Here is a 14,852-nt window from a genome sequence, read left to right as displayed (position 1 = left end):
CCCCCCGGACGTCGCAGCCAACGGTTCGCCCGCTGACGCCGGCAAACGCGGCGCAAACTGCATCTGCGGCTCGCGCAACAGCATCCCGCGCGACAATTCTCCACGAAACCAGCGCGCCAGGTGCGCTTCATAGAACAGGCCACTGCTTTCGATGCCGGCCTGAAGCTGCGGGGCCAGCTGGGCGGCACCCAACGCGCTACCGGAGGCCGACAATGGCGCCGCCGGGCGAATGACCGACGGCGGGGCGGGGAATTTCAGCAGCACGTCAGCGATGGTACGCGCCGCCGGACTGAAACGGGTCGTTGTTGATGACGGCAACAGCGCCTGCGGCTGTTCACCGGGCTTGCCGGCAGCCGGGGATACCCCCGGCTGAGGCATTGCGCCACCGGCACGCCCGGGCTCCAGGCGCGAATCGCTGTGCAGGGCTCGCAATGCCGACTCCGGCGCCAACGGCCTGACCGGCTCGGCCGCATTGCGGACCACAGGGGCGTCGCCCCGTTTGCCCAGCACCTGATGGAGCAGGGTATCGATCAGCGGCGTGATGACGCCACTCACCGCGACCTCGGCGACATCTGCACCACCTGGCTGCCGCTGCGATAGGCCTGGCTGGCTTGGCGCTGGCGCTGCTGATCACCGATCAGCAGCCCCAACTCGTCGCGCCGCGTTTCCAGATGACGGCGCGTCTCGCCATCCTGCTCGAGAATCCGCTCGAGCAGCTCCGCCTTGCGCTGGGCCTCGGGGGTTTCGAGTACGCAGTCGGCCTCGAGACGCTTGATCGTCTCGACGGCCACCACGTACCCGGACTCCTCCTCGACCAGCTCCGGCCAGTCACCATTACGGGCCAGGTCCAGCATCCTTGCCGAGCGCTGCAACAGCTGCTCGTAGCTTGCCAGCACATCTCTTGCCGCCATCATGCGGTTCAGCTCCTCGCCTGGGGGGCGATCTCACGCCAGGCCGATGCGATGTCCTCGAGCAGCGCTGATGCTTCATCGATACGCTGCTCATCATTGTGCAGGTTGGCCTGCATCAGCAGGCGAACAATATAGTCATACAGGGACGCCAGGTTGGCCGCGACGTCGCCGCCCTTCTCATGGTCCAGCGCCGCGGCCAGGCCATTGTTGACGATATCGATCGCCTTCGAGAGGGCCTTGCCCTTCTCGCCGACATTGCCCTGCTGCATGTGCAGTCGCGCCGCCCGCAGGGACGCCTGCGCCCCGTCGAACAGCATGACAATCAATTGATGCGGGCTGGCCGACATGACACCGGTCTCGACCCCCATCCGCGCATAGGCGTTTGCACCACGCATCGCACTCATGGATTATTTCTCCTGCTTCTTACCTATCTCACTTTCCCAGCTGGGCGTTCATTGCCGAGAACTGCTGAGAGAGATAGCTCATGGTGGAATTCATCTGGGACACTAGGGAATCCATCTGCGAAAACTGCTTGCGATAGCGCGCGATGGTGGAATTGATCCGGTCCTCGGTGCGCGAATACTGCTCGTTCAGCCCGTCGATGCTCTTCTTCAGCCCACTCGTGGCGTTGTTCAGGACGCCCTTGTCATCGAGCATCCGTGAAATCGAAGCGTCCAGTGTATCGGCCAGGCCATCCGCGCTGTCCGTCCCGGCAAAAAAGCGCTGTACACCCTGAAGGTCATTGCTGATGGCCCCATTCAGCTTGTCGCTGTCCACCTTCAGCGTGCCGTCGAGCTGAAGCTCGACCCCCACGTCGGACAGCATGCTGTACCCCCCGCCCGAGACGCCATCACTCAGGGTGCGGCGCAACTGCGTCTCGACGGAGCGCAAGGTGCCATCGCCCAGCAGGATGCCGGCATCGCCATTTTCACTGTTGAAGGAAGACAGCGATCCGATGGTCTTCTGCACCGAGTTGTAGGCATCGACAAAGGACTGAACGCTGTCGGCGATGGCCCCCTCATCGCGGGTCACCGACAGTGTCGAGGCCGTCGTGGCATTGGCACTTTCCTGCGTCAGGTTGAGTGTCACGCCCTGAATGGCACCCTCCACCTGATTCGAGGCACTGGTAATGGGGATGTTATTGACGGTCAGCGAGGCGTCTTGGGCCGCCACCTGCTCCGTCATGCCGTTCGTGGTGGTATTGGCGGGGTCGAAGGACAGCTTGCTGTCCAGCGTTGCATCGCCGTTTACCGTGACCGTCATGGCCGACGCCGCCCCGGTCTCCTTGGCCGTCAGCACCAGGCGATTGCTGGTACCGTCATTGATCACGGAGGCCGTGACACCGCCATCGGCGGCGTTGATGGCATCGCGAATATCCCCCAGCGAACTGCTGGCCGGATCGATCGACACATCAAAGCTCGAACCGCTGACACCCGGCTGATCGATGGTGATCGTCGTCGCGGTGGAAGCCTGGTTGCTGGTGATGTCGGTGAACCCCCCGCTGGCCAGCGAGTGCGCCTGGGCCAGGTTGCTGACATCGATGGAGTAGGTACCCGGTACGGCCGTGGTATCGGCCGACACTTCAGGACCATCACCGGTCATCTTGGTGGAAACCGGCTGAAACGTCTTGGCATCGTTGAGCTTGGCCGCCGCCGTCTGGAATTTTTCCAGCGCCGACTCCAGCTTGCCGTAGGCGGAAATCTTGGCCTGGTAACTGGACTTCTGCTGGGTAATCGGCGTGAGTTGCTGCCGCTCCGACGACTTGAGCTGATCCAGCAACCCGTTAAGGTCCATGCCAGACCCAATGCCCAAGGAAGATATGCTCGCCATCTATGCCCCCTGATATCTGCGCCCTTTGTACCAGCCCTGCCGGCGCCGCGAGCGCGGGAATAGGCCGGTTTTCGGCTGTCACTTCGCCCTATCGGCCGCGCACGCCGAAACTTTAGCGCTGCGGACACTTGCGGCACTGGCCACGAGCCCGCGGCTGCGACATCATGAACGGCCCGACGTCCGGCGACGCCGACACCCGCCAACAAGGAAGGTTTACCATGGATGCGAACGCCCTCTTCGCCGACTATCAACGCTGGCAACGCTTCAACCGACAGGACCAGCTGGAGCGCGAACACCGCGCGGCACTGCGCAAGCTGGCCAGCGCCGGTGCCATGGCCTCGCGCGTGACCCAGGGGTATCGCAGCATGGCGGAGAAAGGGGCGGCCGAGGGCGCCTGCTACCGCACGCTGTTCCGCCGCCAGCATGACGACGGCCCGGCCCTGGGCTGCGAGGGCTGGCTGTTCGTGCGGCGCATTCTGACCGAGGGCGGCACCACGCGCGTGCGCGCCACCCTGCTCGAGACCTTCACGCTGGAACAGGGTGCCGTCGAGCCGCAAGAGGCCACCGTCGCCAAGCTGACGTTGGAAATTTTCGATGAAATTCTGGTCCAACGCGATATGGCCCTGGGCTGCCGCATCGACCGCGTCGACGACGATCGCGACACGCATTTCGTGACCTTTCTGGACAGCGTGCGCGGCGACCTGACACGTTACATGCACTGATACCAGCATCCGTCACCGCCCTGGGCTTCGCACCGACTCACATGACACGAGCCGACACAGGAGGCTTCTGAATGACCACCATCGCGCCATCGGCCACTCGCCCTGCGCTGCAACTGGAAACACTCGACGCCGGCGTGACGATTCGCCGCCCGCAGGCCGTCGCCAGCCTGACCATGGACAGCCCCGCCCGGGCCCTGCTGACCGACTTCACCCAGACCGGCGCCTTTACCATCCCGGCCTCCCACTCGATCACCCAGGCACTCGAGATCATGAAGCAGGGCGGCGTGCGCCTGCTGTTCGTGCTCGATGCCGCCGGGCACCTGACCGGCGTGGTCAATGCCCGCGAGCTGATCGGCGGCCGCCGCATCACCCTGGCCATGCACCAGCACCAGGTCGACCGTGACGAAGTCACCGTCGAGATGGTCCAGACCCCGCGCGAGGAGCTGCACGCCCTGCCTCTCGCCCGGCTGGAGAAGATCAGCGTCGGCGAACTGGTCGAGGCGCTGCGCGCCTTCGGCGACCAGCACCTGCTGATCACCGAACCGGACGCCCAGGGCGGCACCGCCGTGCGCGGCCTCATCTCCGCCGCCGACGTCGGCCGCGCCCTGGGTATCACCCTGGACCGCCCGCCGGAGGCCCGCAGCTTCTCCGCCATCTGCCAGGTCGTGCTCGGCCACAGCCTGTAAGCCGCAACCGGTGCCGGGCCGCTCGCGGTCCGGCACGGCCGCCCCGGCAACCCCGCTCTGACAACACCCCGCCCAGCCGATATAATGCCGATGGGCAACGCCCATGCGGGAGGCGACTCGTTTCCATCTTTACACGCAGGGAGTCTCGACGTTGGCATTCGGCAACTGGTTCAAGCGCAGGCGAAACCCCGGGCTGACGGTCTGGGTGGTCAAGCAGATCGACAACCATCTGCTGCACCTGTGCGGCCGCGGCCGCATCGAGTCTGCTGATGCCGACGCAGCCACCCTCGAGTCCGGCCGCTTCCAGGGCGCCGTGCATATGCAGGAAAGTGGCCAGCTGCTCAATGCCCGCCAGTTCGCCGCCCTGATTCCCGAATCTCGCCTGGCGCTGATCGACGATCGCACGGCCCGCTGGCAGGAGCGCCTGTGGCACGTCGCCTGGACGCCGCAGCGCTGCTGGCTTCACGACGGCACATTGACGGTCCAGCGCAGCCCCCTCGCCGGCCAGACACACTGGGTCAGCACCGAGGATGTCAGCGCCATTCGCGCCAAGGCGGAACAGCCCCGCCAGACCACTGCGTTCTACGGGCTCGAAGCCCTGTCGGCGCCGCCCGAGCCCGTGCGCTCCGGTCAAAAGGGCGAACGCTCGTCCCGCTCGCCGTCTTCCTCGCCCGCCCCATCATCCCCGTCACACCGGGACGACTGACCGACCAAGGATTTCTCATGTCCCGTTCGCTTTCCTGGCGCCGCATGCTGCCGTTTCTGGCGCTGATGATTCTCGTCGCGCTCAACCTGCGTCCGGCACTGTCGTCGCTGGCTCCCATGCTGATTCGCATCCAGCAGGAACTGGGGCTTACCGCCGGCGCCATCGGCATACTCACCACCCTGCCGGTGCTCTGTCTGGGGCTCTTCGCGCCGCTCGCCCCCTGGCTGACCAAACGCCTGGGGGCCGAACGCACCCTCAGTTTCGCCCTGCTGCTGCTGGCGGCCTCGCTGCTGGTGCGTGCCAACGCCAGCACACCACTGCTCTATCTGGGCACCATCGGCGCCGGCGCCGCCATCGGCATCGCCGGCACCCTGCTGCCGGCGCTGGTCAAGCGCGAGCTTCCTGCCGGCGCCGATATCGTCACCGGCATCTATACCATGGCCCTGTGCCTGGGCGGCGCGCTGGGCGCCGGTTTCAGCGTCCCGCTGGCCGACGCCTTCGGGGACTGGCGCCTGTCGCTGGGCAGCTGGGCCGGCATCGCCCTGCTGGCCCTGATCGCCTGGCGCTGGCGAATGCCGCATCCGTGGCCGGCCACCGACAATGCACCACGCCGCGGCCCCCGGGTGCGCATGACCCGCCAGGCGCTGGCCTGGCAGGTCACCGGCTACATGGGTAGCCAGTCAGCGCTGGCCTATATCGTCTTCGGCTGGCTGCCCACCCTGCTGCAGAAACGCGGCCTCGGCGAGGCGGAAGCCGGCTGGCTGCTGGCCGCCTCGGTCATGGGGCAACTGATCACGGCGCTGGGCGCCCCCTGGCTGGGCCGCCTGGGGCGCGACCAGCGGCCGACGATCCTGATCCTGCTGACCAGCACCGCCGCCGGCATCGTCACCCTGCTGCAGGCACCGCTGGAATGGCGCTGGGCCGGGGTTCTGCTGCTCGGCCTCGGCCAGGGGGGCAGCTTCAGCATGGCCCTCACGCTGATCGTACTGCGCAGCGCCACGTCACAGCTGGCGGGCAAGCTGTCGAGCATGGTCCAGGGCATCGGTTACGCCATCGCCGCCCTCGGACCGCTGCTGGTGGGCATCCTGATCGGGCGAACGGACAACCTGACCGTCATCACCCTGGCCCTGCTGGGCTTCGTGGTGGCCGCCGCGCTGTGTGCCCTGCTCGCCGGGCGGCGCCGGCAGCTCGATCTCGACGAGCACGGCCGACTGATCACCCGCCATCAGTGAACGCAACCGCCATTCACGGCCCAACCCACCCCAAGCGAGGCCCCTCATGAACGACGCTCCCCTGCTGATTCTCTACACCGGCGGCACCTTCGGCATGCGCGAGAGCGAGCGCGGGCTGGTCCCGGGTGGCGATATCGAGCGGCGCATTCATGCCGCCCTGGCCACCCTGCCGCCGGAACGCCGTGCCTCGCTGCCCGACTTCGTCGTGCATGCCACGCCCCGCCCCATCGACTCCAGCGCCGCCACCCCGGCGGACTGGCAGACGCTGGCCCGGACGCTGGCCGCCGCCTATGACGGCTCGCTGGATGGCTGCCACTATGCCGGGTTCATCATCATCCACGGCACCGACACCCTAGCCTGGAGCGCCGCGAGCCTGGCCTACCAGCTGCAGGGTATCGACCGCCCGGTGGTGGTGACCGGCTCGCAGCGCCCGCTCGAAGCCGCGGGCAGCGACGCCCTGAACAACCTGGAAGCCGCCCTGCGCTTCGCCGCCCTGCCGACCCTCCAGGAGGTCGCCGTCGCCTTCGGCGGGGCCCTGTACCGCGGCGTGCGCACCCGCAAGTGGGACACCCGCGCCGCCGACGGCTTCGCCAGCCCCAACTACCCGCTGCTCGGCGAGGTGGTCGACGGCCACCCCGTGCTCTATCCCGGGCGCGGCCTGGACGCCCAGCAGCGCGGCCTGCCCCGCTTCGAACTGCCCGACTACGCCGCCCTGGGTGCCGCGCCCGTGGTCCGTCTGGTGCTGTGGCCGGGCATCACCGCCTCGCTGGTCGCGCGCTGGCTGGAGGACGACACCCTCCACGGCGCAGTGCTGGAAGTCTGGGGCAGCGGCAATTGCCCGGAGGACCCGGCCCTGCTCGAGGTACTGGCCGCGGCCAGCGGCGAAGGCAAGCTGCTGGCCGCCATCAGCCAGTGCCCGCAGGGGCCGGTGACGATCGGTGCCTACGCCGCCGGCCAGGGGCTGCGCGACGCCGGCGTGCTCAGCGGCGCCGACATGACCCCCGAAGCCGCCCTGACCAAGCTGGTCCACCTCGCCGCCCAACCGCTCGACGAGACCGAGCGGAGGCGGCGATTTGTGACCCCGCTGGTCGGCGAGCGCTGAAGCCACCCCGGCCGCCGGTTACGCCACGGGCAGGCGCGCCGGCAGGGCGCGCAGTTCAGCCAGCGGCATGGGGCGGGCGAACAGGAAGCCCTGCAGCCGATCACAGCCCCGGCGCACCAGGTCCTGGCGCTCCGCTTCGGTTTCCACGCCCTCCGCCACGACGCTCAGCCGCAGGTGATGCGCCATGGTGATCACCCCCTGAACGATGGCGGCATTGTCGCTCTTGGTGGTGATGTCCTGAATGAAGGCGCGATCTAGCTTGACCTTGGTGATCGGCAGGTCGCGCAAGTAGCTCAGGCTGGAAAAGCCGGTACCGAAATCGTCGATCGCCATCTGGATGCCCAGGGCGCGCAGCTCGCCCAGCAACGCGATGGCGGATTCGGCACCGGACATCAGCACCCCCTCGGTCACTTCCAGCTCCAGCTGGTCGGCCGGCAGGCCACTGTCCACCAGCGCCTGCTCCACCTCCGCCAGGAACCCCTGGCGCCGAAACTGCAGTGGCGAGATATTCACCGCCACCGGCAATACGCATGCTCGTTCGGTATTGAGCGCCGCCATGTCATGGCACGCCCGGCGCAGTACCCAGCGGCCGAGCGCAATGATCTGCCCGGTCTGCTCGGCAAGCGGGATGAAGACCCCGGGCGAGATCATGCCACGCTCGGGGTGGCGCCAGCGCACCAGCGCCTCCACACTGCACAGCCGCCCACTCGTCGCCTCGACGATCGGCTGATAGTGCAGCTCGAACTGGCCGAGTTCGATCGCCTCCTGAATGTCGCGCCGCAACCGCACCCGCTCGCTGACATCCTCGTCCGCCCCGCCGGCATGCCATTGCCAGGTGTTGCGCCCCTGGCGCTTGGCCTGCTGCGTGGCCAGGTTGGCGTGCAGCAACAGGTCGTGGGCCTGCTCGAGCACTTGCTGATTGCTGGCGATGCCGATACTGGCACTGATATGCAGGCGCTGGCCGGCCACCGTGAAGGTCTGTGTCAGCGCCTCCAGCACGCACTCGGCAAAGGCGATCGCCTCGGCCTCGTTGGGCAGCCCCGGCATCAGCAGGGCGAACTCGTCGGCGGCCAGGCGCGCCAGCGTGTCCCCCGCACCCAGGAATTCCTGCAGGCGGCGCGCCACCGAGACCAGCAGCTGGTTGCCCGCTTCGTAGCCCAGCCCGTCGTTGACCGACTTGAAATCATCGAGGTCGATGATCATCAGAATCAGCAGGGCCTCGCGCTGCTGGTTCTGCCGATAGTCATGATCCAGCCGCGCTTCGAGGGAAGCCCGGTTGGGCAATCCGGTCAGGGTGTCGTGGCTTGCCTGAAACGCCAGACGCGCCTCCTGCTCGCGTTGCCGGGTCACATCCTGCTGGACGCCGATGAAATGCGTACAGCGGCCCTGCTCGTCCAGTACCGGAGCGATGGAAAGCTGATTCCAGAACGGCGTGCCGTTGCGCCGATAGTTGCGCAACACCACCTGCACGTCGCTGTGCGTGGCGATTGCCCGGCGAATCCGCGCCACCGTTTCCGGGTCGGTATCGCCCCCCTGCAGCAGGCGGCAGTTCTTGCCCAGCACATCCTCGGGCGCATGACCGGTCATCGCCGTAAAGGCGCGATTGACATAGGTCAGCGGCAGATCCGGCTGGGTGGCATCGGCCATCACCACGCCATTGGGCGTGTCCTCGATGCCCCGCTGCAGCAGGCGCAGGCGTTCCTCTCGCGCCTTGCGGGCCGAAATGTCCCGGCAGATGCCGAACACGCCGACCGTTTCGCCCTCCACCACGATCGGAAAATTGGTGACTTCCAGATCACGGGTTCTGCCATCCGCCCGCACCGCGACCAATTCGTAATACCGCACCTCGCCGCCCAGCGCCCGGTCGAAATGGTTCTGGGTCGACTCCCGGGATGCGTCGAGCACGAACTCCTGGAAATGCCGGCCCAGCAGCATCGACTCGGGATAACCGGTGATCCGCTCCAGCGCTCGATTGCAACGCTGAAAACGGCCGCGTGTATCGAACTCATAAACCCCATCCGGATGCTGGGAATAGAGCGCCTGATACCGCGCCGCCACGGAACGCTGATCGCGCGCCTCACGATCCCGGATGACGGCCAGCGCCACCAGCGCCGCCGCCTGCTGCATGCGCTGGCACTCCTGCTCGGTGGGGGCCGCCGGGTGACGATGGTAGACGCCGAACGTGCCCAGCAGCTCGCCTTGCGTGGAAAGCACGGGCATCGACCAGCAGGCCCGCAGCCCTTCGCGATCGGCCAGCGCCCGATAGGCCGCCCACTTCGGATCCTCATGGATATCCTCGGTGATCGTGAGCCGCCCATGATACGCCGCACTGCCGCAGCTGCCCGCCTCGGGGCCGATCTCGGCATACTGCAGCGCCGCCACGTAATCGGCCGAGAACGACGTCCCGGGAACCAGGCTCAGGGTCCGGGTCGCGGCGTCATAGCGCATGATGGAGACCAAGGCACCGGGCAGGATCAGCCCCGCCCAATTCGCCACGGCAACCAGGATATCCGCCAGCGGCGCCTGCCGAGCAATCATCTCGTGAATAGTCTGTTGAGCGTCCAGCCAGCGCAGCTCTGTGGCCATCAAGATACCTCTCGGCCATCCGTCGAACCGGGGCACCCGGGCGACACGATGGATCTCATGACGAATGATGGGGGAACGCGTGATAACGGCGCTGTTGCGGCAAGCCTATCAGCCATGCAGCGGGACCAGCGACTGAAAGCGCCCATCGTCGGTATAGAAGAGGCGATAACGCCCATTCACACCGTCGCGCGTTACCACCTGCCGCAGCGCCTGAGCCGGAAAAGCGACGCGCCGCCCGTCCATGCTGCGCGCATGCACTACCTTCACAGCCCCCTGGTAATGGGCCAGGCACGCCTCCGCGCTCAGTTGGAGAAAAATATCAACACTTGGCAAACCGATTTCTTGCCTCCACCGCACTTTTGTTGACAGCTTCACGGGCCTGCCCCGCCAAAAAAACACTGCCGGATGTGCCCACGGCCATGCGATAATACCCGAAAAAGCACCATCTTCACTCAACGACGGGTCAACATCAGCACGATGATTCGGCCCACACCGCGGCGCCTCCATGGGTTTTTCCAGAACCGGTTTGCAGTCACCATACTTTTTTTGAATGTCCCGCAAATACGGGAAACCTCACATTGACGCGGCGTCAAACCGGCCTGATATTTCAGGGTATAAAAAGCATGAAAAGCGGGGGCAAGGGGCATGTCATCACTGTCGGAACATAACAGCCTGGCGTATGCCGTCGAATCGATTCTCGACAAGGAACACGCCGCTTACATTGTGTCGAAGTACGAGCCACAATCCGTTACCGCCACGATACAAAGCGTTGACGTTTCTAGCGGCCAGGTTCTGCTGCGCGCCGAAATCGATCAGGAAAAGCTCGACAAGTATATCTGGAACGGCAAGGTCAGTTTCGATATCGAAATCCAGAAGGACGAGGACGAGCCCGAGGTACTCAGCCTGGAAAAGATCCAGGCCTCCGTGCTCAAGAAGACCGGGGACAGCTACCTGATTCGCTGCCAGCTGCCGGAGTCGGTCTTCGTCAAGGAGGAGCGCGGCAGCATCCGCATTCCCTTAGTGCTCGGCATGCGCGCCCGCGCCACCGTGGTGGTCTATGAAGAGGAGCTTTCCCTCGCCGCCCAGCTGAAGAACCTCTCCATCGGCGGCTGCCTGCTGGAGATCGCCATCGAGGATTGCACCACCCTGGCTGTCGAGCAGGAGCTGCCCGAGCTCTATGTCGAATTTCCCAACGGCCAGGGCTTCGCCACCCGCGCACGCATCCGCCATATCCGCCCGCTCGGCGGCTCCCTGCAGGCCGCGGTGGGCGTGCAGTTCCTCGACGTCGCCCCGGAGGTCCAGAAGGACCTGACCCACTTCGTCAATGAATGCGAGCGCGAAGCCGCCCGCCGCACCGGCCTGAAACCCATGGAGTTCGCCACCTCGCCGCTGTTCATCGCCGGCGAGAAGGAGCGCCAGGCCATCAGCAAGGCGCGACGCGAGCGCATCAAGGCGGAACGCCTGCCGCCCATGGTGCAGGGCGTGCGCGAGATATCGAAACGCCTGCAGTTGTCGCTGATGTTCCTGAAGAACCGCAATCGCTTCCCTCAGGAGATGGTCTACGACTGCGCCGACACCCTGATCTACCTGCTGACCAAGGACCGTAAGCAGCTGCTCTACGCGCTCTCCTACCTGAACAGCGCCCCGGACTGGGTGCGCCACTCCATCGAGACCGCCGTCCACCTGGCCGACTACATGCTCACCAACCCGCCGCTGGTCAGCAAGACCCGCGAGGCCATGGTCGGCGCCCTGCTGCATGTGATGGGCAAGTCGCTGCTGCTGTGCCGCGAACTGCCCTCGCTGAAGATCTACATGACGCCCGCCCAGAAGACCCTGCTGCAGGGACACGTCACGGCACTGCTGGACAAGCTCCAGGCCGTGGGCTGGCAGCCCAGCAGCATCTGCCGCGACGTGATCGAGAATTGCAACGAGCGCCTCGATGGCAGCGGCTACCCGGCCGGCAAGACCGCCGAGCAGCTCTCCGACATCGCCCGCTACATGGCCGTGGCCAAGGCCGTCGACAAGCTCACCCACGCGCGCAACGAGATGTCGCCCAAGCCACCCATCGACGCCTACCGCTGGGTCAACGAACGCGCCCACGGCTTCGAGCGCACCATGCTGGTGGAATACATCCAGACCTACGGGCTCTATCCCATCGGCAAGCTGGCGAAGTTCGCCAACGGCTTTCTGGCCTGGGTCGTCAGCGTGGACCTCAAGGGCATGCCCAGCCAGGTGCACATCGTCAAGAACCTGCGCTTCCCCGACACCTCGATGGACGTGATCATCTCCAGCGCCGACTTCGACCAGATCGGCAAGCTCGAAGGCATCGTCAATCCCGCGGAGTACGCCATCGCCCGGTAGGCCCGGGCCCGAGCCACCAGCCCCAGCAAAAAATCCTTCCACCACCCTAAAGCTTCCCGGCAAGCGGTCGATAACTGGGGTAACGGCCAACGGCGCCGTTGCGGTGGCCAGGCCGGACTCCCGGCGCGCCGCTGGAGCCTCAAGACCTTGTCGAAGGTAGAAAAGGAAGGAACACCAAAATGGCAGTCATTAATACCAACATCACCTCGATGATCGCTCAGCAGAACCTGAACAGTTCCAAGAGCAATCTGACCACCGCCATGGAGCGCCTCTCATCCGGCCTGCGCATCAACAGCGCCAAGGACGACGCCGCTGGCCAGGCCATCGCCAACCGCATGTCTGCGCAAATTACAGGTCTTAATCAAGCACAGCGCAACGCCAACGATGGCATCTCCGTCGCTCAGACTGCCGAAGGTGCACTGAATCAGGTCAACGACAACCTGCAACGCATTCGCGAGTTGACAGTTCAAGCTCAAAACGACACTAACTCTTCTGAAGACAGAAAGTCCATCCAAGCTGAAATCGGTCAGCGCCTTTCTGAAATCGACCGCATCTCTGAACAAACCGATTTTAACGGTGTCAAGGTGCTGGCAAGCAACCAAGACCTAAACATTCAAGTCGGTGCTAATGATGGCGAAGCCATCACCATCAATTTGGAAAAAATTGACTCCACATCTTTGGAGTTAGGAACTTTTAACGTTAGCGGACCGGTGGGAACAACCAGCGCGATCGACGCCACCGCTGCCAAAGAAGCATATGGCGACAAAACAGCAGTTACAAGCGCTACAGTCACTGTGACCAATGGTGCCGCGGCTGACTGGCAATCCAAGCTCGGCCTTGGCACAGCGCCGACAGGTGCTAGCTCAAGTGTTGTTTCAGATGATAACAATAACTGGTTCGTAAAAACAACATTGACCGGTGTAACTGATACTGCTGATAAAGCCAAGATGGCAGAACTTGGCTTCACTGAAGATTCTAGCACCCCAGGAAACTACGACATTTATATGTCAGTAGACCCTCAAACTGCCGACACAACCACTGCACCAACTGCAGCAGACTTCACAGTGGATACCGCGGACTTCACCGTCGACCAACTCTCTTCAGGAACTACTAAAGACCCGTTGGCCACCCTCGACAAAGCTTTGGGAAAGGTTGATACACTTCGATCCGACTTGGGTGCAATACAAAACCGGTTTGACTCCGCAATCACCAACCTTAGCACGACTCAAACCAACTTATCTGCCGCTCGCTCACGCATCGAGGATGCCGACTACGCCAAGGAAGTGGCCAGTATGACCAAGAACCAGATCCTGCAGCAGGCCGGCACCTCCGTGCTTTCGCAGGCCAACCAGCTGCCGCAGTCCGTGCTGTCGCTGCTGCGCTAAGCGGTTCGTCAGCCCGGCTGACACCGCAAGTACCGACGGGGCCGAAAGGCCCCGTTTTCTTTTCTGAATTGATGCGAGCATCGGCATGCCGGACACTTCCGCAACGCTCCCGGCCAGCACCCTGGTCCACGATATCCTCCCCCGGCTCGAGGCCACCGAGTCGCTGATTCACACCGCCCTGCAGGAGCAGATCGAGGCCGCGACCAGTACCGCCGAACGGCAGCGTCATACCCTGCTCAAGCAGGAGTTCGAGCTGGAGATCACCATGATTCGGCTCAACCTGGACAGCCTGATGAAGCGCCACGCAGTGGCCATTCGCCGGGCCATGAATGCCCCGCAGGGCCGGAACGACGTGCAGCTTTCTCTGGACGCCAACGAGCGCGTCGCCCTGCAGAGCGCCCGCACGCTGTATGAGCGCGTCAGGGCGTTTCAGACCGCATGACGGAGGAGGACCTTTGCGCACTCTCCGCCGAGGAGTGCCAGCGGCTGGTCGAGGAGCACGAATGCCTCATTCAGGAAACCCGCGCCCTGATGGCACGCTTCGAGGCCACGGGCATGGACGAGGGCATGGACGAGGCCATGGACGACGATTACCGGCAGCTGCACGAGATCTACACGAAGGCCGTCAATGAACAGCGCCGGCACACCCGGGCGATGTTGAAGAGGGGCGAATAATGCAGACAGTCAGGCGCGAGCCGGAAACCCGCCCTGCCAGATTCATGGCTCCCATGGACAGCGCATTGTGGGAGCGAATTCATTCACGAAAGCGCTCCACCCTCGTGTTTGCGCGGCGGAAACAGGGGGAAGGCGAGGGTCAGTGCTTGTCCTGGGCACGCAGGGCATGCACCTCGGCCAGCGCAAGGCCTGTCGCCGCCGCAATCTGCTCATCCGTCAACACGCCCAGCTGGATCAGGTTACGGGCCGTCTGTCGCTTCGTCTTCTCGGCGCCGAGTTGCTCGCCTTCCTGGCGCCCTTCCATGCGTTCCTTCTTCGCCCAGTTCTCAAGATTCTCTGCCAGCATGTCTCTATCCTCCACCAGACTGTTGAGCCGCTCCAGGTTGACGCCGGCCCCCAGCCATTGCAGATGGCGCTTCAACCAGCGGGTGATGATGGCATCCGTGCGTTCCTTGTGGGGATCATTCCGGATGATCGCCACGATCCGGTCGACGGCCTGTTGCAAGGCCTCGCGGCTCGCGGATGCGTTCTCGATGCTGAACACGCCGCTCAGCGGTGTCTGGCGCCGGTCCAGTTCCTCGGCAGTATAGCGCCCTTCGTCGATCAGATAGTAACGCAGGTGCGGCTGATAGACCCGCAGGAAGGCCGGCGGTTCC

The 14,852-nt window shown here is 64.7% G+C and carries 15 protein-coding genes and 1 pseudogene; 9 read left to right on the top strand and 7 right to left on the bottom strand.

Annotation, left to right across the window (positions count from 1 at the left end):
• The 4 genes and pseudogenes from ACTCB7_RS07055 to fliD form a co-directional block, all read right to left on the bottom strand.
• Nucleotides 1-555 (bottom strand): annotated as a pseudogene (locus ACTCB7_RS07055) (flagellar hook-length control protein FliK); the annotation flags it as partial.
• Nucleotides 552-914, bottom strand: a complete 363-nt coding sequence (locus ACTCB7_RS07050; protein ID WP_463006103.1) for a flagellar protein FliT — start codon at nt 912-914, stop codon at nt 552-554. The pseudogene ACTCB7_RS07055 and the gene ACTCB7_RS07050, both read right to left, overlap by 4 nt.
• Nucleotides 915-919: 5 nt before the next feature.
• Nucleotides 920-1,315 carry a flagellar export chaperone FliS gene (gene fliS, locus ACTCB7_RS07045; RefSeq protein WP_463006102.1) on the bottom strand — a complete coding sequence of 132 codons (396 nt, stop codon included), beginning with the start codon at nt 1,313-1,315 and terminating at the stop codon, nt 920-922.
• 28 nt (nt 1,316-1,343) lie between these two features.
• Entirely contained in the window at nt 1,344-2,741 is a 1,398-nt protein-coding gene (fliD, locus tag ACTCB7_RS07040) for a flagellar filament capping protein FliD (RefSeq protein WP_463006101.1), read from the bottom strand.
• Nucleotides 2,742-2,959: 218 nt separating this feature from the next.
• Between fliD and ACTCB7_RS07035 the strand changes: the two genes are divergently transcribed.
• From ACTCB7_RS07035 to ACTCB7_RS07015, 5 genes are all read left to right on the top strand, one after another.
• Nucleotides 2,960-3,463, top strand: coding sequence for a hypothetical protein (locus tag ACTCB7_RS07035; protein ID WP_463006100.1), 504 nt, complete (start codon nt 2,960-2,962; stop codon nt 3,461-3,463).
• Nucleotides 3,464-3,534: 71 nt separating this feature from the next.
• Nucleotides 3,535-4,149, top strand: a complete 615-nt coding sequence (locus ACTCB7_RS07030) for a CBS domain-containing protein (RefSeq protein WP_463006099.1) — start codon at nt 3,535-3,537, stop codon at nt 4,147-4,149.
• A 151-nt stretch (nt 4,150-4,300) separates the two neighbouring features.
• A complete protein-coding gene (locus ACTCB7_RS07025; RefSeq protein ID WP_463006098.1) occupies nt 4,301-4,855 on the top strand; it encodes a hypothetical protein in 555 nt (184 codons plus the stop codon).
• Between the two features lie 17 nt (nt 4,856-4,872).
• Nucleotides 4,873-6,087, top strand: a complete 1,215-nt coding sequence (locus ACTCB7_RS07020) for an MFS transporter (protein WP_463006097.1) — start codon at nt 4,873-4,875, stop codon at nt 6,085-6,087.
• Between the two features lie 46 nt (nt 6,088-6,133).
• Entirely contained in the window at nt 6,134-7,189 is a 1,056-nt protein-coding gene (locus tag ACTCB7_RS07015) for an asparaginase (RefSeq protein WP_463006096.1), read from the top strand.
• An 18-nt stretch (nt 7,190-7,207) separates the two neighbouring features.
• Here the strand turns inward: ACTCB7_RS07015 and ACTCB7_RS07010 are convergent, their stop codons facing one another.
• The gene (locus ACTCB7_RS07010) at nt 7,208-9,775 is read right to left on the bottom strand and encodes an EAL domain-containing protein (RefSeq protein ID WP_463006095.1); all 2,568 of its coding nucleotides are present in this window, start codon (nt 9,773-9,775) and stop codon (nt 7,208-7,210) included.
• 108 nt (nt 9,776-9,883) lie between these two features.
• Nucleotides 9,884-10,336 (bottom strand): DUF2835 domain-containing protein, encoded by a 453-nt coding sequence (locus tag ACTCB7_RS07005; RefSeq protein ID WP_463006094.1) that lies wholly within the window; start codon nt 10,334-10,336, stop codon nt 9,884-9,886.
• Nucleotides 10,337-10,420: 84 nt separating this feature from the next.
• Between ACTCB7_RS07005 and ACTCB7_RS07000 the strand changes: the two genes are divergently transcribed.
• The 4 genes from ACTCB7_RS07000 to ACTCB7_RS06985 all read left to right on the top strand — a co-directional run bounded on the left by ACTCB7_RS07000 (nt 10,421) and on the right by ACTCB7_RS06985 (nt 14,196).
• Nucleotides 10,421-12,136 (top strand): PilZ domain-containing protein, encoded by a 1,716-nt coding sequence (locus ACTCB7_RS07000; RefSeq protein ID WP_463006093.1) that lies wholly within the window; start codon nt 10,421-10,423, stop codon nt 12,134-12,136.
• A 179-nt stretch (nt 12,137-12,315) separates the two neighbouring features.
• On the top strand, nt 12,316-13,521 hold the full coding sequence (locus tag ACTCB7_RS06995; protein ID WP_463006092.1) for a FliC/FljB family flagellin: 1,206 nt from the start codon (nt 12,316-12,318) through the stop codon (nt 13,519-13,521).
• Nucleotides 13,522-13,606: 85 nt separating this feature from the next.
• Entirely contained in the window at nt 13,607-13,963 is a 357-nt protein-coding gene (locus tag ACTCB7_RS06990) for a hypothetical protein (RefSeq protein WP_463006091.1), read from the top strand.
• Nucleotides 13,960-14,196, top strand: a complete 237-nt coding sequence (locus tag ACTCB7_RS06985) for a hypothetical protein (protein WP_463006090.1) — start codon at nt 13,960-13,962, stop codon at nt 14,194-14,196. The genes ACTCB7_RS06990 and ACTCB7_RS06985 overlap by 4 nt, the downstream gene beginning before the upstream one ends.
• A gap of 139 nt (nt 14,197-14,335) precedes the next feature.
• Here the strand turns inward: ACTCB7_RS06985 and ACTCB7_RS06980 are convergent.
• Nucleotides 14,336-14,852 (bottom strand): RpnC/YadD family protein (locus tag ACTCB7_RS06980; protein WP_463006089.1); only part of this gene is annotated, 517 nt, incomplete at its 5' end.

This window comes from Modicisalibacter sp., assembly GCF_055145905.1.
Note: the sequence above shows the minus strand (reverse complement) of the source record. Positions and strands in the feature narration are given on the sequence as shown.

Excerpts from the sequence above, each read along its gene's own strand:
- ACTCB7_RS07050 (WP_463006103.1), bottom strand. The coding sequence starts at position 914 with ATGATGGCGGCAAGAGATGTGCTGGCAAGCTACGAGCAGCTGTTGCAG.
- fliS (WP_463006102.1), bottom strand. The coding sequence starts at position 1,315 with ATGAGTGCGATGCGTGGTGCAAACGCCTATGCGCGGATGGGGGTCGAG.
- fliD (WP_463006101.1), bottom strand. The coding sequence starts at position 2,741 with ATGGCGAGCATATCTTCCTTGGGCATTGGGTCTGGCATGGACCTTAAC.
- ACTCB7_RS07035 (WP_463006100.1), top strand. The coding sequence starts at position 2,960 with ATGGATGCGAACGCCCTCTTCGCCGACTATCAACGCTGGCAACGCTTC.
- ACTCB7_RS07030 (WP_463006099.1), top strand. The coding sequence starts at position 3,535 with ATGACCACCATCGCGCCATCGGCCACTCGCCCTGCGCTGCAACTGGAA.
- ACTCB7_RS07020 (WP_463006097.1), top strand. The coding sequence starts at position 4,873 with ATGTCCCGTTCGCTTTCCTGGCGCCGCATGCTGCCGTTTCTGGCGCTG.
- ACTCB7_RS07015 (WP_463006096.1), top strand. The coding sequence starts at position 6,134 with ATGAACGACGCTCCCCTGCTGATTCTCTACACCGGCGGCACCTTCGGC.
- ACTCB7_RS07010 (WP_463006095.1), bottom strand. The coding sequence starts at position 9,775 with ATGGCCACAGAGCTGCGCTGGCTGGACGCTCAACAGACTATTCACGAG.
- ACTCB7_RS07000 (WP_463006093.1), top strand. The coding sequence starts at position 10,421 with ATGTCATCACTGTCGGAACATAACAGCCTGGCGTATGCCGTCGAATCG.
- ACTCB7_RS06995 (WP_463006092.1), top strand. The coding sequence starts at position 12,316 with ATGGCAGTCATTAATACCAACATCACCTCGATGATCGCTCAGCAGAAC.
- ACTCB7_RS06990 (WP_463006091.1), top strand. The coding sequence starts at position 13,607 with ATGCCGGACACTTCCGCAACGCTCCCGGCCAGCACCCTGGTCCACGAT.
- ACTCB7_RS06985 (WP_463006090.1), top strand. The coding sequence starts at position 13,960 with ATGACGGAGGAGGACCTTTGCGCACTCTCCGCCGAGGAGTGCCAGCGG.